Source organism: Gammaproteobacteria bacterium (assembly GCA_013214945.1).
Taxonomy (GTDB): Bacteria; Pseudomonadota; Gammaproteobacteria; order Enterobacterales; family Psychrobiaceae; genus Psychrobium.
On record JABSRT010000029.1, the window covers coordinates 20936 to 44324 of the forward strand.

Sequence of the window (23389 nt, forward strand, 5' to 3'; positions counted from 1 at the left end):
TGATTTGATCATTATCAAATGATTGATTTTGGTCGAATAAAAATTCAATATCACCATTTTTTCATGATTAAGCCATTGTGTGAATTTGCCTTTATTGAACAATTCTTATACATTTAACTTACTTTTACGACTAGGTCTTGAATGAAAAATGAATAGGTTTACGCTGGTGTTACTTACCTTTTGCGCGACGATATTTGTTACTCAACCAGTATTGGCAGCTAAAAAGGTTTTTCGCTGGCGTTTAGCTGAAAGCTGGCCAACCAATTTCCCGATCTTCGGCGATACCTCGAAACAAATGGTTAAGTTAGTCAAAGAAATGTCTAACGGGCGCCTAATCATTCAGATCCATTCAAAAAACAAACATAAAGCCCCGTTCGGAATTTTTGACATGGTTAAAACAGGCCAATATCAAATGGGTCATTCCGCGGCCTATTATTGGAAAAATATCGATACCAATACGATGTTTTTTACCACCATGCCTTTTGGTATGGTGGCATCCGAGAGCTACGCCTGGTTTTATTATGGCGGCGGCATGGCATTAATGAAAAAAGTTTTCTCACGTCATAATATGCTGTCATTTCCCGGTGGTAATACCGGCAATCAAATGGGTGGATGGTTTAAACGAGAAATTAATTCGATTGATGATTTGCAGGGATTGCGTATTCGTATTCCCGGCTTTGCCGGTGAGATTTTAGCTGAACTAGGGGCTAAACCAGTCAACATTCCAGCAGGTGAGTTATACACTGCATTAAAACGCAATACCATTGATGCCGTTGAGTGGGTCGGTCCTTCGCTTGATTTAAGGATGGGTTTTCACAAAATAGCGCCGTTCTATTATACCGGTTGGCATGAACCAGCGACCGAGTTACAGTTTATGGTCAACAGCCGCGCTTATCATTCGTTACCAAAAGATTTACAGCAGATCCTTACTACCGCCATGAAAGCTAGCGCTTTTGATATGTACGCAAGATCGATTCACGAATCGGGGAAAAATCTAGCAAAAATAAACAAAAACTACCCCGCAATTAAAATAAAAACGTTTCCGCGCGAGGTCATGTTGGCATTAAGAAAGAAAAACCAACAATTGCTCGATCAATTTGCTGAAAAAGATGCTCTGACCAAAGAAATTATTCAATCGCAACGTACTTATCAAAAACAAGTGCGAGCATGGACCAAAATTTCAGATCAAGCCTACCTCAATAGCGCCGACTAATACCGATAAGTTCGCTCAACTGCAACCATATTGCTCATAAATATAGCAATGGGGTTGCAGTTTTAGTCATGACTAGTAGTATTCAAACATGCCAAACGCAACCTAGTAATAACAACGTGAAACGAAAAATATCAGTTCAATTAAGTATTGTGATGCTATCGGTGATCCCGTTGGTCATTATGAGTTATTTTCTCACCAGCATCGTTAATAAACACACCAAACAGCTAGTTGATCAGGGACTTGATAGTTTTAATCGATTCTATATCGAGTCAAAAAAACAAGAATTAGTTAACTACTTAAATTTAACCTCGATTGCGGTTGAGCATTACGCAATGAAACCCGAGTTTTCGGAACAAGAGCAGCAACGAAGAACTATTGAACTGGTCAACAAACTGCGCTTTGGTAAAGACGGCTATTTCTTCATATATCAGTACGATGGGCTAAATTTAGTGCTGCCAGCTTGGCCTGATATTGTTGGAAAAAATTTATGGGGGCAAACTGATAGCCATGGTAAATTTCTGGTACAAGAATTAATAAAAACGGCCAAAGAGGGAGGCGGATTTTATCGTTATAACTGGCCTAAACCCAGTACAAAAATCGATGAAGAAAAAATATCATACGCAACCCAACTCGAACCATGGCCATGGATGATTGGTGCAGGGGTGTATCTTGATGATACCCAAGAGGTCAGCGAAGCCTTTTTAGCCGAATTACGCCAAAGTACCGAATCAACTTCGACCTTAATTTTAACCGTTACCATATCGTCGTTAGTACTTGTCGCTTGGATCGGTTTTGCAATTAATTTATCAGATAAACGTAATGCTGATACAAAACTGCAGCAGCTGATCCATAGTGTCATTCAATTTCAAGAAGATGAGCGCTCGCGGGTAGCACGCGAACTCCATGACGGTATTATTCAGCTGCTCGTGTCGGGTCGCTTTCAAGTACAAGCCGCCGAAATGCATTTGGCTCAGAACAGTGACGGCGCCCCAGAGCACCTAAAAAAAGGCGTAGCAACTATCCATGAAGCGATCATCGAAATAAAGCGGATATCCAAAGGACTTCGACCGGCTAGCCTTGATGATTTAGGGTTGGGAGCCGCTTTACAAATTTTGGTCGCCGACTATCAAGAACGCACGACCTTCACCACAGATCTGCAATACGCCGAAAATATCGATCGCCACGACAGCCGAATAGAAACAACCTTTTATCGAATAGCTCAAGAGGCACTAACCAACATCGATAAATATGCTAATGCTACTCATGTTATCATCCGGTTTAGCACCTCAGAACGTAGTATTATTATGACAATCAAAGATGACGGTGATGGCTTTAATGTTGAAAAAACCATAAAATTGAAGCACCTGGATGACTCCGGCACCGGCCTGCGTAATATGCAGGAACGGATAGAGTTTATTGGTGGCCAGTTCTCATTATTTAGCTCACCCAATAAAGGCACCATCATAAAAATTAGACTCGATTTTGATAATTTTATTTTCCAACAACCACCGATAGAGAGTAATCGTCATGACAATTAAAATAATGCTGGCCGACGATCACGCCCTAGTTCAAGAAGGCTTAGTAGCAATATTACAATTGGACCCAGAACTTGAGGTCATTGCCACAGCGAATGATGGTCAGCAAGCTCTCGATCAATTAGCCAGCTGCAAGCCTGATATTTTAGTGATGGATATTAGAATGCCGAACTTACACGGTATTGATGCAACTCGCCTAATCACCGAGCAATACCCGCTAGTTAAAGTATTAATTTTAAGCATGCATGAAAATAATAACTATATTCTTAATGCACTAAAAGCGGGTGCCAAAGGTTATCTGTTAAAAACCAGCTCAACCAGTGAGCTAATTAATGCGATAAAAACGATTAATAACGGCCAACGTTATGTAAGTCAGGAATTGTCCTTTAATTTGCTCGACGATATTGCCCCTGAGCCCGACACGACAAAAATATCAAACCGCGAACGCCAAGTCTTAGTCTGCATCGCACAAGGGCTGAGCAATAAAGAAATTGCCACCCAATTACATATCAGTGTCAGAACAGTTGAGGTTCATCGTTTGAACCTCAAGAAAAAATTAAAAATAGACAATTCAGCTCGCCTGATCTGCTACGCTATTGAGCAAGGCTTTGTTCAACAGAAATAAATAGCATAAAACATACCTGATTTTTTATCTTTAACTATTATAAATACAGTGCTAAGTTAAGGTAAGTGGTTAAACTTTTTCTTAATGTAGCAGTCTTGATATTTGCAGAATTTCACTTAATTCTACCCACCAATAATTTAACTAAGAACATTAGGTAATAATGAATAAAACTCCTATTTATATAATATCTAACTCTTCTGATACTGTCTTAACAAAGCTTACTATTATTTTGCAGTCACTCGATATGAAGATAAAGACTATTAGCTTAGATAAAATCAATCTAGAGCCTGAAGGCATTGTTTTAATTGACACCCGTAAGCAAGAGGTCACTACACACGGCGTACCTGTATGCTGTGCTGAAATTAGCCGCAAACACCAACTGGCCTTAATCCAAGTAGAAAAAAATTCAGTTAATGAATACATCTGTGTTCAAATGGGAATAAAAGCAGTATTTTACGCTGATATTGAAACTGATCAGTTCTTAAAAGGTCTGCGCTGCCTGTTTAATGGTGAGTGGTGGTTCTCGCGTAAAGTGCTTAGCCAAACTCTCGCGACTTTGTTTGAAAATATGTCTGAAGATGTTCCGGCAATTGCATCAACCCCATTAACCGAACAGTTAACCAAACGTGAAAAAACAATTATAAAACTCGTTTGCCAAGGGGCCAAGAATCAAGAAGTTGCAGATTCACTCAACATCAGCCCACATACTGTGAAAACACACCTTTATTCCATTTTTAGAAAAACCAGCTCCCGTAATCGAGTTGAATTACTTAACTGGGCCAAGCAGCATACTTTAGCCTATCAACTACTGGTATAACCCTAGGCTGTTCTGAGCTGTTAATTTGGCTCAGGGCTTGCTAATCATCCACTGTTAACTGCTTAATTCTTTGCTCTTTTCGTTGCCATAATTCATTTAACCATTGCTGAAATTTTTCTTTAAATTCAGGATTATCTTGATAGTCTCCAATATGTTCTTGGGTTATCGATACCTCTGAAATACTAACTTTGACTCGTTTAACGTCGCCTCGCAATAACATCCAGAACGATGGGATGCCCTGTGGATAGACAATGGTGACATCGAGTAAGGTATCAATTGAATCAGCCATCGCATTAATGGCAAAGGATAAACCACCGGCCCGAGGCAGCAGCAAATTGTCAAATTTCGATTTTTGGTGCTGGTGTTTAATCGGGCTATAGCGGGTACCTTCGACAAAGTTCATTACGCTGACCGGTTTATGCTTAAACTTTTGGCAGGCTTTCCGAGTTGCGGTAATATCTTTACCCTTGAATTGGGGATGCTTAACTAAGAACTCACGGCTGTAGCGCTTCATAAACGGAAAATCGAGCGCCCACCACGCCAAACCAATTACCGGAACAAAGATCAATTGCTGCTTAAGAAAGAACTTTAAGAATGGGATTTTTCCCGAAAACAGCCGCTGCAACACAAGAATATCAACCCATGATTGATGATTCGAAATCACGATATACCATTGCTCATTTGATAGTTCTGGCCTATCAACAATTTCAATCTGCAACGGGCTGAACAGGTTTTGGTTAATGGTGTTAACGTTGACCCAACAACTGGCGCAACCGTCAAGCAAATAACTGGTGGCTTTTTGCAGCAAGCCAATTGGAATTAACTTAACCAGTGCCAAAATCACAATAGGCACGGTCCAAACAAGGGTATTTATTGCGTACAACAAAAACGAAATACAAGCGACCACTGACTTCATTACTTAGTCCTTTAATATCATAAATGGGGGCTAACATTTAACAATATTAAATCATTTGACGAGTAATTAGCCAGAGCTAAAGTAAGTTCATTCTCATTTTATTTTTGCTAATGAATAAGTTACAAACTCAATGCCTGTTTTTGAACGATGTTGTTCGACATTATTTTTAATCCACAGCTCGGCTTTATAGTCGGGAAAAAAAGCATCACCAGCGACATCAAGCTTAATATCGGTAATATAAAGCGTATCGGCTAAATCGATCATTTGCTGATACAGACGAGCACCGCCGATCACCATCAGTTCTTCACAGTCACCCGCGACGCTAAGCGCTTGCTCGATGTTATTGACGACATCGACTCCAGCTATTACCAAATCTGGGTTAGTACTTATAACAATGTTTTGGCGCCCTGGTAATGGTCGGCCAATTGACTCATAGGTATTACGACCCATTAAAATCGGCTTACCGAGAGTAACACGTTTAAAATACTGTAATTCTTCAGGCAGATGCCATGGCATTTTATTGTCTTTGCCAATTACCCGATTTTGGGCCATCGCCGCGATCATTGATATTTTCATTAAAAAAGTTCCATTATTTTTTAGCAAAAAAAAACGGCTGACCAAGGCCAACCGTTTTATTACTATCTGTGATTAAGGACGATATTCAACTTCAACATCGTAATCGTCTTCGTTCCAGTCATCCCAATCATCGTCATCACCTTCAGTAATAACGTTCTTGCCGCCAATTTGCTCTTTGTGGTAATCGTCCCACTTAAAGTCAACTTCAGCGCCAACATCAACCTTAATTTCTTCCAGTGGATTTGCTTCAATGTAATCCATCAGCTTATAAGAAAGTGTTTTTGTACCTTCCTTTGAGATGCCTGAAATACAATGATAATCACCATCCCAACACAAGGCGTCTAACACAGAATCAATGCGATCCTGCAGCTCCTCTTCTGGCACAATGTCGATCTTATTAAACACTAACCAGCGTGGCTTTTTAGCTAACTCGGGGTTATGCTTCTCAAGTTCAGCAATCAATGTCAACGCGCTTTGACCAAGATCACCCTCTTCATACGGCATTAAATCAATAACGTGCATGATAATACGACAACGCTCAAGGTGCTTTAAGAAACGCGTCCCTAAACCAGCGCCTTCGGCCGCACCTTCAATGATCCCAGGGATATCAGCAATAACAAAACTGCGTTCAGAATCTAAACCAACCACACCCAGATTTGGTACCAAGGTCGTAAATGGGTAATCAGCCACTTTAGGTTTTGCTGCTGATACCGCACGAATTAACGTTGACTTACCTGCATTCGGATAACCAAGTAAACCAACATCAGCCAACAACATCAGTTCAAGCTTAAGGCTACGAACTTCGCCTTCAGTGCCCAAGGTCTTTTGACGTGGTGCACGGTTAGTACTGGTTTTAAAACGGGCATTGCCCAAACCATGGAAACCACCTTTAGCGACCATGATCTTTTGACCGATATAAGTCAAATCACCAACAAATTCGCCAGTGCCTTCATCGGTGACCCGAGTGCCGACCGGTACTTTTAACGTTAAGTCTTCACCACGTTTACCGGTACAGTCACGGCTTTGACCATTGGTGCCACGCTCTGCGCGAGGGAATCGCTCATAGCGAAAATCAATTAGCGTATTTAGACTTGGATCTGCGATCATATAAATATCGCCGCCATCGCCGCCATCGCCGCCATCAGGCCCGCCATCAGGTACACATTTTTCACGACGGAAACTTACCGTTCCGGCCCCACCATCACCCGCTTCGACGCGAATGATCGCTTCATCAACAAATTTCATTTGTTTTCTCCGCACTGAACATGTGCATTAAGTATACTCTGTTCCTAACTGATAGAAAGAAACAGTCATTTTGCACGTCCAGTGCATAGTTTTAACGTTATCCATTAGCCAGTAAATATCACAGGTTTAACCTATTAATATCAACGGGTATATAACGTTATTTTTGGCGGTAGATGCGATAAGAAACGTAACAGCCAGCCAGTGGCCATAATAAAGGTTCAACCGCGACCATACTGTGAAGTATCCGCCAAAAAGCTAAAAAAAAACCCCGCAGAAGCGGGGTTTTAGAATCCTGTTTTAAATCGTTTACTCAGCGATGATGCTGATGTATTTACGATTTAAAGAACCTTTCTGTTCAAATTGAACTTTACCTTCAACTTTAGCAAAAAGGGTGTGGTCTTTACCCATACCTACGTTAGTACCAGCGTGGAATTTAGTACCACGTTGACGAACTAGGATGTTACCAGCAAGAACCGATTCACCGCCGTAGCGCTTAACACCTAGGCGTTTACTTTCTGAATCGCGACCGTTGCGAGTACTACCAGCAGCTTTCTTATGTGCCATTTCAGTTTCCCCTTAAGCGTTAATAGCAGTGATCTTCACTTCAGTGAACCACTGACGATGACCTTGTGATTTACGAGAGTGCTTACGACGACGGAATTTAACGATTTTTACTTTCTCGCCACGACCGTGTGTAATTACTTCAGCAACAACCTTGCCACCCGCAATGTATGGGGCACCAATGTTAATTTCTTCGCCATTGGCGATCATTAGAACCTTATCGAAATCGATGCTAGCACCGGCTTCTAGGTCTATTTTTTCCAGGCGCAACGTCTGACCTTCGGTCACACGGTGTTGTTTACCGCCACTTTGGAAAACAGCGTACATGTTTATCTCCGCTATGACATAAGTTGCGTTTATAATGTGCGCAAGTTATGCCTAATCTAGTTTCTTAATAGGGCGCAAATTCTACGCAATCGCCCTCGCTTACGCAAGTCCTAATTAACGAAAAAAACATATATCTAGAAATAAATGCTCAATTTCTCTACAGTCACACGCACTAACAATATGGTCTTACTTTAAATAATGTTAAATCTCAATTTTTAGGGTACAATCTGACAAATTTTTTAGAGAGCTTAGCTCTCCCTAAAAATACCCCCATCGAACTACTGGAAACACTATGGATTTTAACGAGATTAGCGATTTATCAAAGTCAGATATGGCGTTAGTCAATCAACTGATCCAAGAGCAGTTATCCTCTGACGTGGCGCTAATAAATCAGTTAGGTTTTTATATTATCAACAGTGGTGGCAAGCGAATGCGTCCACTATTAACTGTTTTAGCTGCTCGCGCTTTAAATTATCAAGGTCAAGAACATCTCGCTATTGCCGCGATTATTGAATTTATCCATACATCAACCTTGCTCCATGATGATGTTGTCGATGAATCAACCATGCGTCGGGGCCGAGAAACAGCCAATGCACTATTTGGCAATCAGGCTAGCGTTTTGGTTGGTGACTTTTTATATTCTCGTTCATTCCAAATGATGACCAATTTAAAGAACCTCACCATAATGGAAGTACTGGCCGATGCAACTAACATTATTGCCGAAGGTGAGGTTTTACAGCTGATAAATGTCAACGATCCTGATACCACAGAAGAAAGTTACATGCGGGTTATTTACTGCAAAACAGCCAAACTATTTGAAGCCTCAACTCATTTGGCAGCAGTAATTACCAACCAACAGCCAGCAATCATTGAAGCGATGAAGCTTTACGGTATGCATTTAGGTACCGCATTCCAGTTAGTTGATGACCATCTCGATTATACTGCCGACGCAGAACAGCTAGGCAAGAACATTGGTGATGATCTGGCCGAAGGTAAACCAACCCTACCTTTAATCCATGCAATTACCCATGGTACGCCAGAGCAAGTCAGCATGATTAGAAGCGCTATTGTTGATGGCAACGGCCTAACGATGCTTGAACCCATCTTGCAGGCGCTAACCGATACTGGTGCATTAGACTACACCCTGGCTCAAGCTCAACACGAAGCTGACAAAGCAATAAAGGCCCTGGCACCGCTCGACGACAGCCCGTACAAGGATGCATTAATCGCGTTAGCGCATATTGCAGCCAACCGTAAAGCCTAATCAGCACATCGCAAAAAAAGGCCGAGGATTTAAACCCTCGGCCTTTTTTTGTTTATAGATCACTGCTACAAGATAGCAATGTTCTAGGCATAAAAAAGCCAGTCTCTAGGACTGGCTTTTTTCATCACGACTAAGCACTAAGCGATTAAGCTTTGATGAAGTCTTCACCTAGTGTGATATCGCCTTTAAGCGTATCAAGTGCGCCGTTAAGTGCGTCAGCTTCGAAAGCAGTTAGCTCACCGTAACCTAGTACTTTTTCAACGCCGTTCTTACCTAAAAGAACTGGCTGAGCGAAGAAACGTGCTTTATCGCCAGGGCCTTCAACATAAGTACATTCAACAACGTTTTCTTCGCCGTTAAGTGCACGTACTAAAGATAGACCAAAACGTGCAGCAGCTTGTCCCATCGACAACGTAGCAGAGCCGCCGCCAGCTTTAGCTTCAACAACTTCAGTACCAGCATTCTGGATACGAGTCGTTAGTGCCGCTGTTTCTTCAGCCGTAAATTCACAACCAGACTGAGAAAGCAATGGTAAAATAGTTACGCCTGAGTGACCGCCGATAACAGGAACGTTAACATCAGCAGGGTTTAGACCCTTAGCTTGAGCAACGAAAGTATTTGAACGGATAATGTCTAAAGTAGTAACACCAAATAAACGAGCAGGATCATAAACACCCTTCTCTTTTAGTACTTCAGCTGCGATAGCAACCGTAGTATTAACTGGGTTAGTGATAATAGCAATTAATGCTTTTGGACAAGTGTCGGCACAAACAGCAACTAGATTCTTAACGATCCCAGCGTTGATGTTGAAAAGATCAGAACGATCCATGCCTGGCTTACGAGCAACACCAGCAGAAATTAAAACAACGTCAGCGCCTTCAAGTGCAGCGGCTGAGTTATCACCAGCAAAGCCAGTTACTTTTACGTCAGTTGGGATGTGACTAAGATCTGCAGCAACACCTGGAGTTACCGGCGCAATATCATACAAAGATAACTCAGAACCCGCAGGTAATTGTGTTTTTAATAATAAACCTAGTGCTTGGCCAATACCGCCAGCAGCGCCTAATACTGCAACTTTCATAACGTTCTCCCTCAGAGATTAAAATAGAATATGAGTCATCTAAAGCAAGTAAAGAGCTTAATGGCATTAATGTCTTATCACCATCCGACCAAAGCAGATGATGATAAGGCACCACTAAAGCACTACTTTCGTGACAGCCTCAAAATTTCGCCCTGAGTATACCTTAATTTTCGTTAAAACTAAGTATCACTGCGGTGAATAAACACAATAAATTAACAAATATAGCGAAGCAATTAAAAAACATGTGATTTTTATTCAAAAAACGGAATATAAAGTTAATTTTTGTAGCGTTTTATGCAAAAAGGTGCATAATTATCATTGGTAATTATAAAAAGATAACAAAACCATGCCTATCAAAAGTAACGACAAACAAGAACAATTAACAAAAGCGTTTAAAGCCTTATTAAAAGAAGAAAATTTTGGCTCGCAAGGCGATATTGTGGTGGCATTGCAAGCGGTTGGATTTGAGAATATTAATCAATCAAAAGTATCTCGAATGCTCAGCAAATTTGGTGCAGTTCGCACCCGCAACGCCAAACATGAAATGGTATATTGCTTACCCGCCGAACTTGGCGTACCCAATACCAGTAGCCCGCTAAAAAACCTGGTGATCGATCTCGATCATAACGACAGCCTTATCGTGATTAGAACGAGTCCCGGAGCCGCCCAACTGATTGCTCGTCTGCTTGACTCAATAGGTAAAACCGAAGGGATTTTAGGAACCATTGCCGGTGATGATACCATTTTCATTGCACCTGCAAAAGTGACCGACATCGACAAAGCGCTAAATACTATTAAAGAATTATTTAACGTTAGCTTGTAAGCCAACGCCGCAAATACTAAATACGCCCTTGTGACATTAAAAATGTCGTCGAGGGCGCAAAAAAAGCGGCGCCAGTCATCGCCTGCGTATAATCGAGTAAATGATCGTAATGCCCTTTATGGTCACTCACCATCATACTGCGCAGCATCAATTCAAAATGCAGCGGGGTCGCGCAGCACGAAATGAAAAACAGCCCTTGCTCTTGCATATCACCATAAGGCATCGACTGCCGTAATATTTCCAGCGCATTACCCTTAGCATCTTTAATCGCAGCTCGGCGAATATGAGACGTTTGCGGCTGATTAAATGAAGTATATTCTTGATTGTCTTCTTTGGTTCGACCGATGATATCTTCTTGCTGCTTAACCCTTAAGCCATTCCAACGTTTTAGATCATGGCGATAACGTTGAATATGAATATAACTGCCGCCCCTAAATTGATTATCTTCGCGGCCAACTAACGCTACGTCATGGCGGCGCAATCCTTTAGGATTTTCAGTGCCATCAACAAAACCAGTCAAATCGCGATTATCAAAATAACGAAAGCCATTAATTTGTTCGACCAAGGCCGCAAGATCTTCCAACATTAAACAAATTTCACGACCAATCAAATGATTTATATCGGCCCGATCGCAACGAATATGAATAAAGAGATCGTAAGGGTTAGCAGGCGCTGCACGATCGTCACTGCTCAGCGATGGAAAAGGCCGTAATAATGCCGGAGCTGATTCGCCATACAGCGCTGACCAATAATTAGCGCCTATCGCGATAAAGCCAGAAAAAGCGACATCACAATACAGTTCAGAGGATTCATCTAAGTACGTCGACATTTCAGCCAACTGCGAACGAATAGCGGCTTCGTTGCCTTCATGACAATCAAATAGTAGGTAGAGCCCATGCAAATTTCCTTCTGCACACACCCCCATTTGTTCCCGAGCCATACAACCTCCAACATTAGATATTGGCTTGAGTTTACATTAAAAAAGTCATATGAAAACAAATCGATAACATTTTAATTAAGCCAAGTTCTGGAGCAGCGTTTGCTAACTCGTTGAAAACCGACCGATGCTAATCTTTAACCGCCGCGGACATAATGCCAGAGACGTTACAACAGCGCTATTGAGGCCTATCCGCGACTTAAGTTAGTTAAAGGTCACTAGCTCATGGGTTAATACACCAATGTCAACGCAGGTATCGACAGCCCATTGCTCAGGCGCGTGCGCTTCAAGCATGAACTCAGGATCGCGACTATCAGACACTTGATACACCCAATGGCTGCCGCCAAAAAAGCAGTGTTTAATAAAAAATGGGCTATCAGCGTCAAGGGTTAAGCAAATTTTCTCAGGCCGTAACATCACCTGTGAATGACTCTGATTAACCGGCGTACCGTTCGCAGGCTTAATCAGCCCCAACCGGGTTGTAATGCCCTGCTCACCGCGATCAGTAATCGCCAGATAATTGGTCTTACCCATGAAATTTGCGACATACGGACTGCGTGGTCGTAAATATAAATCTTGCGCATTACCTATTTGTTCAATTTTTCCTTGATTGAAAATAGCCAACCTATCAGCAAAAGCAAAAGCTTCGTCTTTGCTGTGTGTCACAAAGACCGCGGGCACCCCATGCTCTTTAAGAATTTGGCGAATTTCAAGCATAATGCTAAAACGCGACTGACTATCGATATTAGAAAACGGCTCATCAAGCAACATAATATCGGGTTGATAAGCCAGCGCACGCGCAATGGCGACTCGCTGCTGCTGACCGCCCGAAAGTTCGTGCGGAAAACGCGCACTAAAAGGCTGCAACTTAACCAATTCAAGCATCGACTCAACCCGACTCGCCTGCTCGATTTTGCTTTGCTTGCTAATGCCAAAAGCAATATTTTGGGCCACGGTCAAATGCGGAAATAACGCATAATCTTGAAAAATCATCCCGACATTGCGCTGTTCGCTGGCCAAAATCTTACCCGGCGTGCTCACCACCTTATCGCTAATGCTAATTTGGCCATGGCTAATATTTTGCAAGCCGGCAATGGTCCGTAATAGGGTTGTTTTGCCACAACCACTAGGCCCGAGCAAAGCAACAATTTCATTGTGCTCTAGCGTCAATGATAAGTCATCAATGACCGCCTTTCCGTTATAGCTGCACGCTAAGTTCTCAATAGCTAAGGTCGTCATACTAATGCTGTTGCTCCAACGAACGATTTAAAAATATTAATGGGATCAAACCAACCATCACAATCACAATGGCCGCTAATGCGCCTAGCTCAAGCTGCTCATCAGAAACATACTGATAAACATAGGTCGCGAGGGTTTCAAAATTAAACGGCCTTAATAACAAGGCGGCCGGCAGTTCTTTCATCGATTCAATAAACACCAGCAACGCCGCGGCGAAGCACCCTTTTCTAACCAAAGGTAAATGAACCCGAATCAACATTTGCAGCGGTGATAAGCCCAAAGTGGTGCTGACCATATCTAGCGAAGGCGTGATTTTATTAAAACTCGATTCAATGGAGCCAATTGCAATGGCGACAAAGCGCACCACATAACCAACGATTATCGCAAACAAACTGCCCGACAAAATTAATCCGGGCCCTTGGTGCCCAAACCATTCAAACAAATCATTAAGCTGGTGATCTAAAAACGACAGCGGGATCAACACCCCAATGGCCAACACAGTACCGGGCAAGGCATAACCGGTGCTAGATATTTTTGATGGGACATAGGCATAACGCTGGTTAGACAAACGCTTGTAAAAACTTAATAACAAACCAATGACGATGCAGCAAACACTGACAGTAGACGCCAGCATCAAGCTATTAATACTGTACTGGATAAACTGCTCATTCCACGACTGATCAAAATAATCAATCGCCAAATCAATCAAGGTTACAAACGGCAGTAAAAAGGCCAAGCCAAAGATCACACTGCAGAACAGTACAGTAATAAAGGCTTTAAAGCCGCGCAGCTCAAATCGCTCTTTGGTTTCTTGGCCGGTGGTTTTTTGATAAAGCTGTTGCTTATTACGACCAAGGCGTTCAATGCTAATTAACACAAATAATACTGCGATCATCATCGCTGACAATCGCGCGGCTGCCGCCAAACTGCCATAACCGAGCCAAGTATCGTAGACCGCAGTCGTTAACGTTGGCACCGAAAAGTAATTAACCACTGCAAAATCGGCCAGACTTTCCATCGCTACTAACGCGATAGCCACAGAGATAGCCGGGCGAGCCAGCGGTAATGAAATGCGGACAAAGCTTTGCCATGCTGAGCAGCCCAGCATCCGCGACGAATGCAACAATGAGGTCGACTGCTCTAAAAAGGCGGTACGTGCTAACAAATAGACATAGGGAAACAGCACCAACGTCAACATCGCTATCGCGCCACTGACTGAGCGTATTTCAAAAAACCAATAATCTTGCGGTGACTGCCAACTGAAAAACTCACGCAGCCAACGCTGTACTGGGCCGGCATATTCAAATAAATCAGTATAGATATAAGCAACAACGTACGACGGCATCGCTAATGGCAATAACAGTGCCCAGACAAAAAATCCGCGCATAGGAAACTGACACATCGCAATTAGCCAGGCTAGTGGCACGCCGATCACCATTGAGGACACAGCAACACCAATCACGACCAGTAAAGTATTTAACAGATAATCAGGCAGCACGGTTTGCCACAGATGAGAGAATATATTCTGATCGTCACCAAAAGATTGCCAGATAATAGCCAGCAATGGTGAGAACAATAACAATGACAAAAGCCAGCTAAAAGCTGGCCATTTAATATTTAGATTTATAAACATTTACACTTCTAAATTCACTAACTGGCGCTAATATTAGCGCCGAATTTCTACAAATCGAATTTTACTTCATCTAGCATTTTTAACGCCAGCTGACGATTACCCGCAATGGCTGACATTGCTAAATTATCGGCTTTAAATTCGCCCCAAGAAGCCACAAGTTTAGAGACTCTCACGCCTTTTTTCACTGGGTATTCTAGGTTAATTTCAGAATAAAAGTTTTGCGCAGAATTACCTGTCAGGTATTCCATTAACTTAATCGCCGATTTTTTGTTTTTAGCATATTTGGTTAATGCCATGCCACTGACGTTAACGTGAGCGCCACGATCTTGCTGGTTAGGGAACGTAATTTTAACTGACTCGGCCCATACTTTTTGCAAGTCATTCATCAAAATTTTGCCAAAATAGTAGCTATTACCCAATGCAATATCACACTGACCTTCGGCGATAGCCTTGATTTGAGCGCGATCATTACCTTGAGGACGGCGCGCTAGGTTATCTTTAAAACCTTCAAGCCATACTTTAGCGTCGTCATAACCATGATGAGCAATCATTGAAGAAATTAATGCCACTGAATAAGGATGCTTACCACTGCGAGTACAAATTTTACCGTGGTACTTAGGGTCGCTTAAGTCTTCATAACGCAGTGTTACCCCGGCCATCCGCTCTTTTGATAGATACAAGTTACGAACACGAGTCGTTAATGCAAACCACTCGTTGTCTTCGTCACGTAAGTGCGCAGGAACATTTCTTTTGATAACCAAGCTATTGACCGGCTGAGTCAGACCTTTATCGGTCAATTCCATTAAGCGGCTAATATCTGTTGTTAGCAACAAATCGGCTTTAGTATGCTTGCCTTCACGCTTTAAACGTTCAACCAGGCCTTTTTTAGCAAAAACAACATTTACCTTAATCCCGGTTTTTTGAGTAAACTCTTCAACCACTGGCTTAACCAAATATGGCTGACGGTACGAATAAATATTAACTTCTTGGGCAGCAATGGCTGCAAAAGATGACGCTAGCGATATTGCTAGAGCCGATAAAGCGACAACTGATTTCATATGAGTCTCTAAATGGTAACTATTATCATTAACGGCATTATAGTGTTCCCGCGCAGATTGGCAAGTTTTTAATCGCGCTTTGGCTTAAAATAATTACCATCATAACAATGACCTGCACAGCGACATTCCAGTTAATTAGCACCAACTGAGCCGGTCATTAAGGTTAAATTACCAATCGGTTAAGGCAGGCAACGTAAACTGCCGCTGCTGCATTTCGATAACCACCCGCTCAGGTGTTACTTTCACCAAACGCAAATCAGCATTAATTAACTCACCTTCTTTAACCACTTGGCGGTTTACTTTGACCCAACGCTCGGCGCGATCGCTCGAATAAATGTGCGAACTAAACTGCAAAGGCGGTACCAAATCTTGATACCACTGAGGAAAATAAACTAAGGCTTGCGGATGGAGCTTAGCGGGTAGCGGTTCACTGAGTTGCTCGGCTTCCATTGCGGCTAACGCCTGACTAAATCGCTGAGCTAAATCGGCTGAAATGCCATCTTGTGTTACCAATTGATCAAAATTGGCAGCAGTCGATTTCGGTGGTTCGCTAACTCGTTTGTTGATGGGCGCAGCAACGGCTGTTTTTTTAGCGAGCTTGGCCTGATAACGTGCAGGTTCTATATACACTGGCGGTAACGCAACTCTCTTAGCGATTAACGTTGAATTGGGCCCTGCATCGAACTGGGCCAGCTTAATATCATTGAGCAAGGTTTGCCCTTGGCGCGCGGTAGCAATTTGCAACTTAAGCAAGGTTTGCTCCCCAGCAATGCCATCAACCGTTAACTGATGTTCGGCCTGAAAACGCCTAACTAATTGCGCTAATACCTGGTCAAATGAATAACTTGCTGAATTGGGCAGTTGATAAAACTGATTTAACATCGATGCAAGCTCGGTCACCGCCCCTCCTTGCTGACCTAATTTCAAATAACGATTAAAGCCGGTCGGTGGTTGCCACAACACGGTAAAGGCACCCGTCCAGTGCTGTAACAACCAAGATTTATTAACCACTAACTGTTGATCAAATAACTGGATTAGCACCTTGTTATCACTATCAACTGCAACGGCTACTGCGAAATATGTTTGCCCAGCGACCCGAAAAGAGAACATTGCCGGATGATTATAACCGAGTAACTGATCCCAACCCGTGCCCTCAACACAGCGCAAACCATATTGTTTGGCCGAGTTACAGTGATCAACGCCGGCACCTTGCGCCGTGCCCCACAACCCCATTAACCCAGAAAAAGCCGACTGGCTTAACCGTGATTTAGCCAAATAAGGATTAATATGCTGGTTAATATCAATGGCAGTAGGCTGAATCACTACATTCGCCACAGGTGCTATTAGCAGATTATCTCTCGCTGTTGGTATCACTAAAGGCGCTGTTGAAGGTACGACTGATGATGCTGTTAATGGTGCTGTTAGTGGTAATTCTGCCGACTCAGCCACCGGTGTGGTCATAACCACACCGTGCTCATTTTGCGCTGACATAACACGGTAAAAATTGAGCCCGCCCCAGGCAATGCCAAGCACGCCAACAATAACAACTGTGCTGGATAACATCGGCTTTAACCACTGAGCATTCGACGTTGCTGGCATTTGATAGTCAACAAACAATACTTGTGAAGCCGCCCGGTTAACACTGCTGATATCAACCTCGGTTAACTGCTCGCCGTAGGCCAACAATAAAGCTTTGTCGCAAATTAAGTTAATAACCCGTGGAATTCCTTCGCTTAGTTCAAAAATACGGTTGCAAGATTTTTTGCTAAATAACACATGCTCACGCCCCGCTATCTTTAAGCGATGAGCGATGTAAGCACTAACTTCTGACGCCTCAAGCGGCATTAAATGATAACGTGCGGTGATGCGCTGCGCTAACTGGCGTAGGTGCTGCTGTTTCAGTTGCTGTTGCAGTTCCGGCTGGCCAATCAACATTACCTGCAGCAATTTATCATGATCGGTTTCGAGGTTAGTGAGCAATCGCAACTGCTCTAACACCTCGGCCCGTAAATGCTGCGCCTCATCAATAACCAACAAGGTTTTGCGACCATTGTTATGATTGTCGATTAAAAAGCCACTAATCGCATCAACCAGCTCTTTTAAGCTCGGGCTTGGCGAGTAAGTAATGGCTAACTCATCACATAAGGTTGCTAACAATTCAATTTCGGTCAAACTCGGATTTAAGATTGACGCAATGTCGGTATTGCTCGCAATTTTACTAAGCAGCGTTCGCGCTAAAGTAGTTTTTCCCGTACCGACCTCGCCGGTTAGCAGTAAAAAACCACCGCCACTGTCGAGACAGTATTGCAAATGACCTAACGCCTCTTGGTGACGCTCGCTTAAAAATAAGTACTTGGGATTAGGGGCAATAGAAAATGGAATTTCCTTCAGACCGTAAAACGCCTGATACATCAGCAATACCTTCAATGGTTATGTTATAGCCAGATCCTAGCAGACTTCGCCTGCGGCGGTAAGTCCGTAATGATAGTGAAAGTTTAAACCTGGCGACGGATTAGCTATAATTAACTATCTTTGTTTTGAGGGCAACCTTAGTGGAAATCTTTTTAGTCGGCGGCGCAGTACGCGATAATTTATTAAATATTAATGTAGTGGATCATGACTGGGTTGTCGTTGGTGCCACCCCGCAGCAATTGCTTGATCAAAATTATCAGCAAGTAGGCAAAGACTTTCCGGTGTTTCTCAACCCGACCACCAAAGAAGAATATGCACTCGCACGCACCGAGCGTAAGTCTGGCCACGGTTATACGGGCTTCGAATGTTATAGCGCGCCCGATGTGACCCTCGAGCAAGACCTCGTTAGGCGCGACCTGACCATTAACGCGATTGCCCAGCGCCCCGACGGCAGCTTGGTCGACCCTTATCATGGTCAGCAAGATATTAACGATCGGATACTGCGCCATATCTCGCCAGCTTTTAGTGAAGATCCATTACGCGTATTACGAGTGGCCCGATTTGCGGCTCGATTTGCCCATCTTGGTTTTACCATTGCTCCAGAAACCATGGCGCTGATGCAACAATTAGCCCTTAACGGCGAATTGGCACACTTAACCCCTGAACGGGTATGGGCCGAAATGGCCAAGGCGCTAAACTCTAAAAAACCACAGGTCTTTTTTGAAGTGCTGCGTCAATGTCAGGCACTGGCGGTATTATTACCCGAAATTGATAATTTATTTGGCGTGCCTAATCCCGCCAAATGGCACCCTGAAATCGACAGTGGCATTCATACCCTAATGGTGGTTGAGCAAGCAGCTAAGTTAACTCAAGATCCGGTGGTACGTTTTGCTGCCTTGGTCCATGATTTGGGCAAAGCGTTAACCCCACCAGACAAGTGGCCCTCACACCATGGCCATGGTCAAGCAGGTTTAACCCTGATTAAACAGCTGTGTTTGCGACTGCGAGTACCAAATCAACACAAAGAGTTAGCGCTGTTAGTAAGTGATCACCATTGTAAAATTCATCGCTGCGACGAATTACGCCGTGACACCGTTATTAAATTGTTTGACAGTCTTGATGTGTGGCGTAAACCAGAACGTTATTTGCAGTTTTTATTAACCTGCGAAGCCGATGCGCGCGGCAGAACGGGCTTTGAATTATCACCCTATCCGCAACATCATACGATGCTCAACTACTTTGAGCTGGCACGCACGGTCAATGTTCAGGAGATTATCAAGCAAGGGATTGTTGGAGCGGCGATCAAACCCGCACTGTTTAAAGCACGGGTCGCAGCGATTAGCTAACTAAGTTTAAGCTAATCGCTAGCTCAAGATGACGAGACAGCAGTTACCACAACAAGAAGGTAACAAGACCGGCACCTAGCAGTAAACGGTATATTACAAAAGGTAACATACCCATTTTACTGATTACGCTTAGGAAAAAGGTAATGCAAATATAGGCGCTGATAAAAGATAATACTAAGCCGTAACCCATCTCGGCCCAGTTAACGACTGCGCCATCGTCGAATAATCCTAGCGCGGTATAACCGCCGCTCATGATTATGACCGGAATTGACAACAAGAACGAAAACCGTGCAGCACTTTCACGCGTCAGGCCCAGCATCAAACCAGCGGTCATGGTAATACCCGAGCGCGAAGTACCAGGAATTAGCGCTAATGCCTGTGCCATGCCAATAAATATCGCATTAGACAACGTGAGTTTATACTCGTTAATCACCTGCTTAGCGCGGACATCAGCCCACCATAATAACAAGCCAAAACTAATCGTCGTGCCCGCAATCACCCAGGCCGAGCGCAAATACGTTTCAATTAAATCTTTGGCCAATAAACCAAATAATCCAGCGGGAATAGTGCCAATAATAATCCACCACGCCAACCGACTTTCACCGTTATGTTGGCCCTTAAATGAGCCAAACCAAGCTAGTAACAGGGTGACCACTTCGCGCCTAAAGTAAATCATGACCGCTAATAAGGTGCCAATATGCACCGCCACATCAAAGGCTAAGCCCTGATCGTTCCAACCCAATATTTTTGAAGGCAAAATTAAATGAGCAGAGCTCGATATTGGCAAAAACTCAGTAAACCCCTGAATTAACGACAATATAACAATTTCAAATGTCGACATTTATAAATCACTTCCTTGCCAATCAAATGGGATAGCCCACAATGACTGTTTATCTTTATCGAAACTATCCCATAAATCTTGATAGTTTTGCTGTAATAGCGGGTGGATTAAGTTAGGCGCTAACTCGGCTAAAGGCCATAACACAAAGGCATTTTTGTCAATTTCATCACGCGGCAATACCGTTGGCTCTGCAATAACCAAATCGTCATAAAGCAATAAATCGAGATCAAGGGTGCGAGAACTAAACTTTTTGGCGCTGCGATCACGCCCATTGGCCACTTCAATTTTACGCAGCAAAGCCGTCACTTCACTGACACTAAGACTGGTGGTTGCGGCACAAACCAAATTATAAAAATTACTGCCGTCAAAACCAACCGACTCACTTTCATACACTGAAGATATCTGTAATGGCCCAAACTGAGCCGTCAAGTCGGCTATGCCATTACGAATATAGCGCGCTTTATCGATATTACTGCCAATACTGATAAATAAGGTTGCCATTATGCCTTTTCGCCTCGTTCGATAATCACGCCAACGCCAGCGGCATTGCTCACCGCATCAGGCTTGTGCACCGTTAAACGCAACCAATTGATTGCAAATTCATTTAATAACAACTCGGCAATTTGTTCAGCCACAGTTTCAATCAGCTCAATCTGTTGCTGCTCTAACCAACTCGTAATACGCTGTGATACCGACGCATAATCAAGTGCTTTGGTTAAATCATCTTGCGCCGCTGGCGCCCGATTGTCCCACGCCATCTCAAGATCAAGCAGCAAGATTTGCTTAATGGTTTTTTCCCATTCGTAAGCGCCAATTGTGGTTTCAACTTTTAGTTGCTTAATAAAAACTATGTCCATTTTGGCTCTCAATTCTTGTATTTGATAAATGGTCGGATACCTTTATCCGATTTGCCAGCGTATGATGAGCAAATAATTTGAATTTTATAATATTATGCTGCGCCAGCGCCGCGCTAATATAGCTTATATCGCCTAAGGAAAACAGCCACTAAATGAGCAAGAATGTCCCTAATAGCCAATTACCCACGGTAAAACAATCAGTCAATCAAGAGATAAGCAAATCATGATTGCCTTGACGATATTAATGATTATTCTCGCCTATCTGGCTGGATCGCTGTCTAGTGCAATAATAATTGCGCGAATGTATCAACTGCCCGACCCGCGCATTAATGGCTCAGGCAACCCCGGTGCGACCAACATATTACGTATTGGCGGCGCGCGCCCTGCCATATTAGTGCTGATTGGTGATGTACTTAAAGGCACCATTACCGTGTGGTGTTCTTACTTTTTAGGGCTCGAGCCGTTAAATTTGGGCTTGGTCGCCGTCGCGGCCTGTTTGGGTCATATTTTCCCTATTTTCTTCGAATTTAAAGGCGGCAAGGGAGTAGCAACGGCCTTTGGTGCAATGTTGCCGATTGGTTTGGATTTAACCGGATTACTCTTGCTCAGTTGGTTAGCAGTGGTATTAGTCACTGGCTATTCATCGATTGCAGCACTTGCTGTATCACTGCTCGCGCCAGTGCTCACCTACCTGATAAAACCACAATATACCATTGCGGTAACCCTGCTGTGTTTATTAATACTGATCCGGCACCAACCCAATATGGTGCGGTTGCTTAACGGCGAGGAATCAAAAATATGGCAGAAATTCAAACGAAAAAAATAGCAGCCAAGGCTGCTATTTTTATCGCTCGATTTTTATCAACCGACTAAACCGCCGGCAAAGTATCCATTGGCCAGCGTGGCGTGGCTGATATCTCTAAACCAACTGTTTGCCCCGCTTTAAGACGCTGCATCCCAGCATAGGCGATCATCGCGCCGTTATCGGCACAAAACTCGTGCCGCGGATAAAACACCTCACCACCACGCGCTTTCATTAGCTGCTCTAATTGCGTACGCAGATGAGTATTGGCGCTAACACCGCCGGCAACCACTAAACGCTTAAGCCCGGTTTCTTTTAACGCTCGTTTACACTTTATCGCTAAGGTATCAACCACCGCATCTTCAAACGCACGCGCAATATCGGCCTGCGTTTGTGGGTCACATACCGATCCTTCAGGCGTATTAGCGGCAATCGTGTTAGCGGCAAAAGTTTTAAGGCCACTAAAACTAAAATCCAAACCCGGACGATTGGTCATTGGGCGAGGGAAAGTAAAACGAGCAGTGTCGCCACTTTGGGCCATTTTTGATAACCGTGGCCCGCCAGGATAATCCAAGCCAAGTAATTTAGCCGTTTTATCGAACGCTTCACCGGCCGCATCATCAACTGACTCGCCAAGTAACTGATACTGACCAATGCCATCAACTCGCACTAACTGGGTATGACCGCCAGAAACAAGCAAGGCAATAAAAGGAAAATCAGGCTTATTTTCTTCCAGCATCGGCGCGAGCAAATGGCCCTCCATGTGGTGAACCGCCACCGCAGGTTTGCCCCAAGCATAAGCCAGTGAACGCCCGACCGATGCGCCGACCAATAAAGCACCAACCAAGCCAGGACCCGCAGTAAACGCAATGCCGTCGATATCTTGCGCGGTGCAATTGGCTTCTTGCATGGTTTGCTTGATTAGCGGGATAATCTTGCGCGAATGATCGCGCGAGGCCAGCTCTGGCACGACACCACCATAGTCGGCATGTAGCTTAACTTGGCTATATAACTGATGTGCCAATAAGCCATCCTGATCATCATAGATCGCGATACCAGTTTCATCACAAGAAGTTTCTATTCCTAAAATACGCATTAATAGTTAAGTTCGTCGCTAAATAAGTTATAGTGATTGTACTATATTGCAGAAATAATTTGCAGCATGTTATGATCTTTCTTTACAAATAGGTCTGGTTCGGCTTAAAATGTCGCACCAAAATTTGATAGCCCTGCAACATTATTTATTGCAATTGGCTTATATGAAATCAACCTTCAAGGTGA

General features: G+C 43.4%; 23 protein-coding genes. 8 read left to right on the plus strand and 15 right to left on the minus strand.

The features are described from left to right. Positions 1–148: 148 nt before the first annotated feature. The 4 genes from HRU23_17915 to HRU23_17930 all read left to right on the plus strand — a co-directional run bounded on the left by HRU23_17915 (position 149) and on the right by HRU23_17930 (position 4190). Entirely contained in the window at positions 149–1213 is a 1065-nt protein-coding gene (locus HRU23_17915) for a TRAP transporter substrate-binding protein (protein NRA56019.1), read from the plus strand. A gap of 116 nt (positions 1214–1329) precedes the next feature. Then, the gene (locus tag HRU23_17920; GenBank protein NRA56020.1) at positions 1330–2751 is read left to right on the plus strand and encodes a cache domain-containing protein; all 1422 of its coding nucleotides are present in this window, start codon (positions 1330–1332) and stop codon (positions 2749–2751) included. Further along, positions 2741–3373 carry a response regulator transcription factor gene (locus HRU23_17925; GenBank protein ID NRA56021.1) on the plus strand — a complete coding sequence of 211 codons (633 nt, stop codon included), beginning with the start codon at positions 2741–2743 and terminating at the stop codon, positions 3371–3373. The genes HRU23_17920 and HRU23_17925 overlap by 11 nt, the downstream gene beginning before the upstream one ends. 160 nt (positions 3374–3533) lie before the next feature. Further along, positions 3534–4190: a response regulator transcription factor gene (locus HRU23_17930; GenBank protein ID NRA56022.1), complete on the plus strand. Its 657-nt coding sequence runs from the start codon at positions 3534–3536 to the stop codon at positions 4188–4190. Between the two features lie 40 nt (positions 4191–4230). On the opposite strand, the gene HRU23_17935 is transcribed toward HRU23_17930, so the two are convergent. From HRU23_17935 to rplU, 5 genes are all read right to left on the minus strand, one after another. Beyond that, positions 4231–5106, minus strand: coding sequence for an acyltransferase (locus tag HRU23_17935; GenBank protein NRA56023.1), 876 nt, complete (start codon positions 5104–5106; stop codon positions 4231–4233). Positions 5107–5199: 93 nt separating this feature from the next. Beyond that, positions 5200–5682: a type 3 dihydrofolate reductase gene (folA, locus tag HRU23_17940; GenBank protein ID NRA56024.1), complete on the minus strand. Its 483-nt coding sequence runs from the start codon at positions 5680–5682 to the stop codon at positions 5200–5202. Between the two features lie 72 nt (positions 5683–5754). Continuing rightward, positions 5755–6927 carry an Obg family GTPase CgtA gene (gene cgtA / locus HRU23_17945; protein NRA56025.1) on the minus strand — a complete coding sequence of 391 codons (1173 nt, stop codon included), beginning with the start codon at positions 6925–6927 and terminating at the stop codon, positions 5755–5757. Between the two features lie 306 nt (positions 6928–7233). Next, positions 7234–7491, minus strand: coding sequence for a 50S ribosomal protein L27 (gene rpmA / locus HRU23_17950; GenBank protein NRA56026.1), 258 nt, complete (start codon positions 7489–7491; stop codon positions 7234–7236). A 12-nt stretch (positions 7492–7503) separates the two neighbouring features. Then, positions 7504–7815 (minus strand): 50S ribosomal protein L21, encoded by a 312-nt coding sequence (rplU, locus tag HRU23_17955; protein NRA56027.1) that lies wholly within the window; start codon positions 7813–7815, stop codon positions 7504–7506. Positions 7816–8107: 292 nt separating this feature from the next. Between rplU and ispB the strand changes: the two genes are divergently transcribed. Continuing rightward, positions 8108–9079 carry an octaprenyl diphosphate synthase gene (gene ispB / locus HRU23_17960; protein ID NRA56028.1) on the plus strand — a complete coding sequence of 324 codons (972 nt, stop codon included), beginning with the start codon at positions 8108–8110 and terminating at the stop codon, positions 9077–9079. 145 nt (positions 9080–9224) lie between these two features. Here the strand turns inward: ispB and mdh are convergent, their stop codons facing one another. After that, on the minus strand, positions 9225–10160 hold the full coding sequence (mdh, locus tag HRU23_17965) for a malate dehydrogenase (protein ID NRA56029.1): 936 nt from the start codon (positions 10158–10160) through the stop codon (positions 9225–9227). A gap of 352 nt (positions 10161–10512) precedes the next feature. Between mdh and argR the strand changes: the two genes are divergently transcribed. After that, positions 10513–10983 (plus strand): transcriptional regulator ArgR, encoded by a 471-nt coding sequence (gene argR, locus HRU23_17970; protein ID NRA56030.1) that lies wholly within the window; start codon positions 10513–10515, stop codon positions 10981–10983. A 16-nt stretch (positions 10984–10999) separates the two neighbouring features. On the opposite strand, the gene HRU23_17975 is transcribed toward argR, so the two are convergent. The 5 genes from HRU23_17975 to HRU23_17995 all read right to left on the minus strand — a co-directional run bounded on the left by HRU23_17975 (position 11000) and on the right by HRU23_17995 (position 18262). Next, the gene (locus HRU23_17975) at positions 11000–11923 is read right to left on the minus strand and encodes a Dyp-type peroxidase (protein NRA56031.1); all 924 of its coding nucleotides are present in this window, start codon (positions 11921–11923) and stop codon (positions 11000–11002) included. A gap of 201 nt (positions 11924–12124) precedes the next feature. Next, positions 12125–13159, minus strand: coding sequence for an ABC transporter ATP-binding protein (locus tag HRU23_17980; protein NRA56032.1), 1035 nt, complete (start codon positions 13157–13159; stop codon positions 12125–12127). A 1-nt stretch (position 13160) separates the two neighbouring features. Then, the gene (locus HRU23_17985) at positions 13161–14792 is read right to left on the minus strand and encodes an iron ABC transporter permease (protein NRA56033.1); all 1632 of its coding nucleotides are present in this window, start codon (positions 14790–14792) and stop codon (positions 13161–13163) included. 47 nt (positions 14793–14839) lie between these two features. Next, complete coding sequence (locus HRU23_17990; GenBank protein NRA56034.1) at positions 14840–15850, minus strand: Fe(3+) ABC transporter substrate-binding protein; 1011 nt, start codon at positions 15848–15850, stop codon at positions 14840–14842. Positions 15851–16018: 168 nt separating this feature from the next. Beyond that, a complete protein-coding gene (locus tag HRU23_17995; protein NRA56035.1) occupies positions 16019–18262 on the minus strand; it encodes an AAA family ATPase in 2244 nt (747 codons plus the stop codon). Between the two features lie 140 nt (positions 18263–18402). Here HRU23_17995 and HRU23_18000 point away from each other — a divergent pair, with 140 nt between their 5' ends. Beyond that, the gene (locus HRU23_18000; GenBank protein NRA56036.1) at positions 18403–19608 is read left to right on the plus strand and encodes a multifunctional CCA addition/repair protein; all 1206 of its coding nucleotides are present in this window, start codon (positions 18403–18405) and stop codon (positions 19606–19608) included. A gap of 43 nt (positions 19609–19651) precedes the next feature. Here HRU23_18000 and HRU23_18005 read toward each other — a convergent pair whose 3' ends face one another. From HRU23_18005 to folB, 3 genes are read right to left on the minus strand one after another with little or no spacing between them, the layout of a single operon-like run. Then, positions 19652–20449: an undecaprenyl-diphosphate phosphatase gene (locus HRU23_18005; GenBank protein ID NRA56037.1), complete on the minus strand. Its 798-nt coding sequence runs from the start codon at positions 20447–20449 to the stop codon at positions 19652–19654. Further along, the gene (folK, locus tag HRU23_18010; GenBank protein NRA56038.1) at positions 20450–20950 is read right to left on the minus strand and encodes a 2-amino-4-hydroxy-6-hydroxymethyldihydropteridine diphosphokinase; all 501 of its coding nucleotides are present in this window, start codon (positions 20948–20950) and stop codon (positions 20450–20452) included. Next, entirely contained in the window at positions 20950–21306 is a 357-nt protein-coding gene (folB, locus tag HRU23_18015) for a dihydroneopterin aldolase (GenBank protein NRA56039.1), read from the minus strand. Before folB ends, folK begins: the two co-directional genes overlap by 1 nt. Before the next feature lie 223 nt (positions 21307–21529). Here folB and plsY point away from each other — a divergent pair, with 223 nt between their 5' ends. Beyond that, the gene (gene plsY, locus HRU23_18020) at positions 21530–22132 is read left to right on the plus strand and encodes a glycerol-3-phosphate 1-O-acyltransferase PlsY (GenBank protein ID NRA56040.1); all 603 of its coding nucleotides are present in this window, start codon (positions 21530–21532) and stop codon (positions 22130–22132) included. Positions 22133–22175: 43 nt separating this feature from the next. Here plsY and tsaD read toward each other — a convergent pair whose 3' ends face one another. Further along, a complete protein-coding gene (gene tsaD, locus HRU23_18025; protein ID NRA56041.1) occupies positions 22176–23204 on the minus strand; it encodes a tRNA (adenosine(37)-N6)-threonylcarbamoyltransferase complex transferase subunit TsaD in 1029 nt (342 codons plus the stop codon). Positions 23205–23389: the final 185 nt, after the last annotated feature.

What these genes read in the sequence shown, in the direction of transcription:
- HRU23_17915 (NRA56019.1), top strand. Translation starts at nt 149, where the DNA reads ATGAATAGGTTTACGCTGGTGTTACTTACCTTTTGCGCGACGATATTT.
- HRU23_17925 (NRA56021.1), top strand. Translation starts at nt 2,741, where the DNA reads ATGACAATTAAAATAATGCTGGCCGACGATCACGCCCTAGTTCAAGAA.
- HRU23_17930 (NRA56022.1), top strand. Translation starts at nt 3,534, where the DNA reads ATGAATAAAACTCCTATTTATATAATATCTAACTCTTCTGATACTGTC.
- HRU23_17935 (NRA56023.1), bottom strand. Translation starts at nt 5,106, where the DNA reads ATGAAGTCAGTGGTCGCTTGTATTTCGTTTTTGTTGTACGCAATAAAT.
- folA (NRA56024.1), bottom strand. Translation starts at nt 5,682, where the DNA reads ATGAAAATATCAATGATCGCGGCGATGGCCCAAAATCGGGTAATTGGC.
- cgtA (NRA56025.1), bottom strand. Translation starts at nt 6,927, where the DNA reads ATGAAATTTGTTGATGAAGCGATCATTCGCGTCGAAGCGGGTGATGGT.
- rpmA (NRA56026.1), bottom strand. Translation starts at nt 7,491, where the DNA reads ATGGCACATAAGAAAGCTGCTGGTAGTACTCGCAACGGTCGCGATTCA.
- rplU (NRA56027.1), bottom strand. Translation starts at nt 7,815, where the DNA reads ATGTACGCTGTTTTCCAAAGTGGCGGTAAACAACACCGTGTGACCGAA.
- ispB (NRA56028.1), top strand. Translation starts at nt 8,108, where the DNA reads ATGGATTTTAACGAGATTAGCGATTTATCAAAGTCAGATATGGCGTTA.
- mdh (NRA56029.1), bottom strand. Translation starts at nt 10,160, where the DNA reads ATGAAAGTTGCAGTATTAGGCGCTGCTGGCGGTATTGGCCAAGCACTA.
- HRU23_17975 (NRA56031.1), bottom strand. Translation starts at nt 11,923, where the DNA reads ATGGCTCGGGAACAAATGGGGGTGTGTGCAGAAGGAAATTTGCATGGG.
- HRU23_17980 (NRA56032.1), bottom strand. Translation starts at nt 13,159, where the DNA reads ATGACGACCTTAGCTATTGAGAACTTAGCGTGCAGCTATAACGGAAAG.
- HRU23_17985 (NRA56033.1), bottom strand. Translation starts at nt 14,792, where the DNA reads ATGTTTATAAATCTAAATATTAAATGGCCAGCTTTTAGCTGGCTTTTG.
- HRU23_17990 (NRA56034.1), bottom strand. Translation starts at nt 15,850, where the DNA reads ATGAAATCAGTTGTCGCTTTATCGGCTCTAGCAATATCGCTAGCGTCA.
- HRU23_17995 (NRA56035.1), bottom strand. Translation starts at nt 18,262, where the DNA reads ATGTATCAGGCGTTTTACGGTCTGAAGGAAATTCCATTTTCTATTGCC.
- HRU23_18005 (NRA56037.1), bottom strand. Translation starts at nt 20,449, where the DNA reads ATGTCGACATTTGAAATTGTTATATTGTCGTTAATTCAGGGGTTTACT.
- folK (NRA56038.1), bottom strand. Translation starts at nt 20,950, where the DNA reads ATGGCAACCTTATTTATCAGTATTGGCAGTAATATCGATAAAGCGCGC.
- folB (NRA56039.1), bottom strand. Translation starts at nt 21,306, where the DNA reads ATGGACATAGTTTTTATTAAGCAACTAAAAGTTGAAACCACAATTGGC.
- plsY (NRA56040.1), top strand. Translation starts at nt 21,530, where the DNA reads ATGATTGCCTTGACGATATTAATGATTATTCTCGCCTATCTGGCTGGA.
- tsaD (NRA56041.1), bottom strand. Translation starts at nt 23,204, where the DNA reads ATGCGTATTTTAGGAATAGAAACTTCTTGTGATGAAACTGGTATCGCG.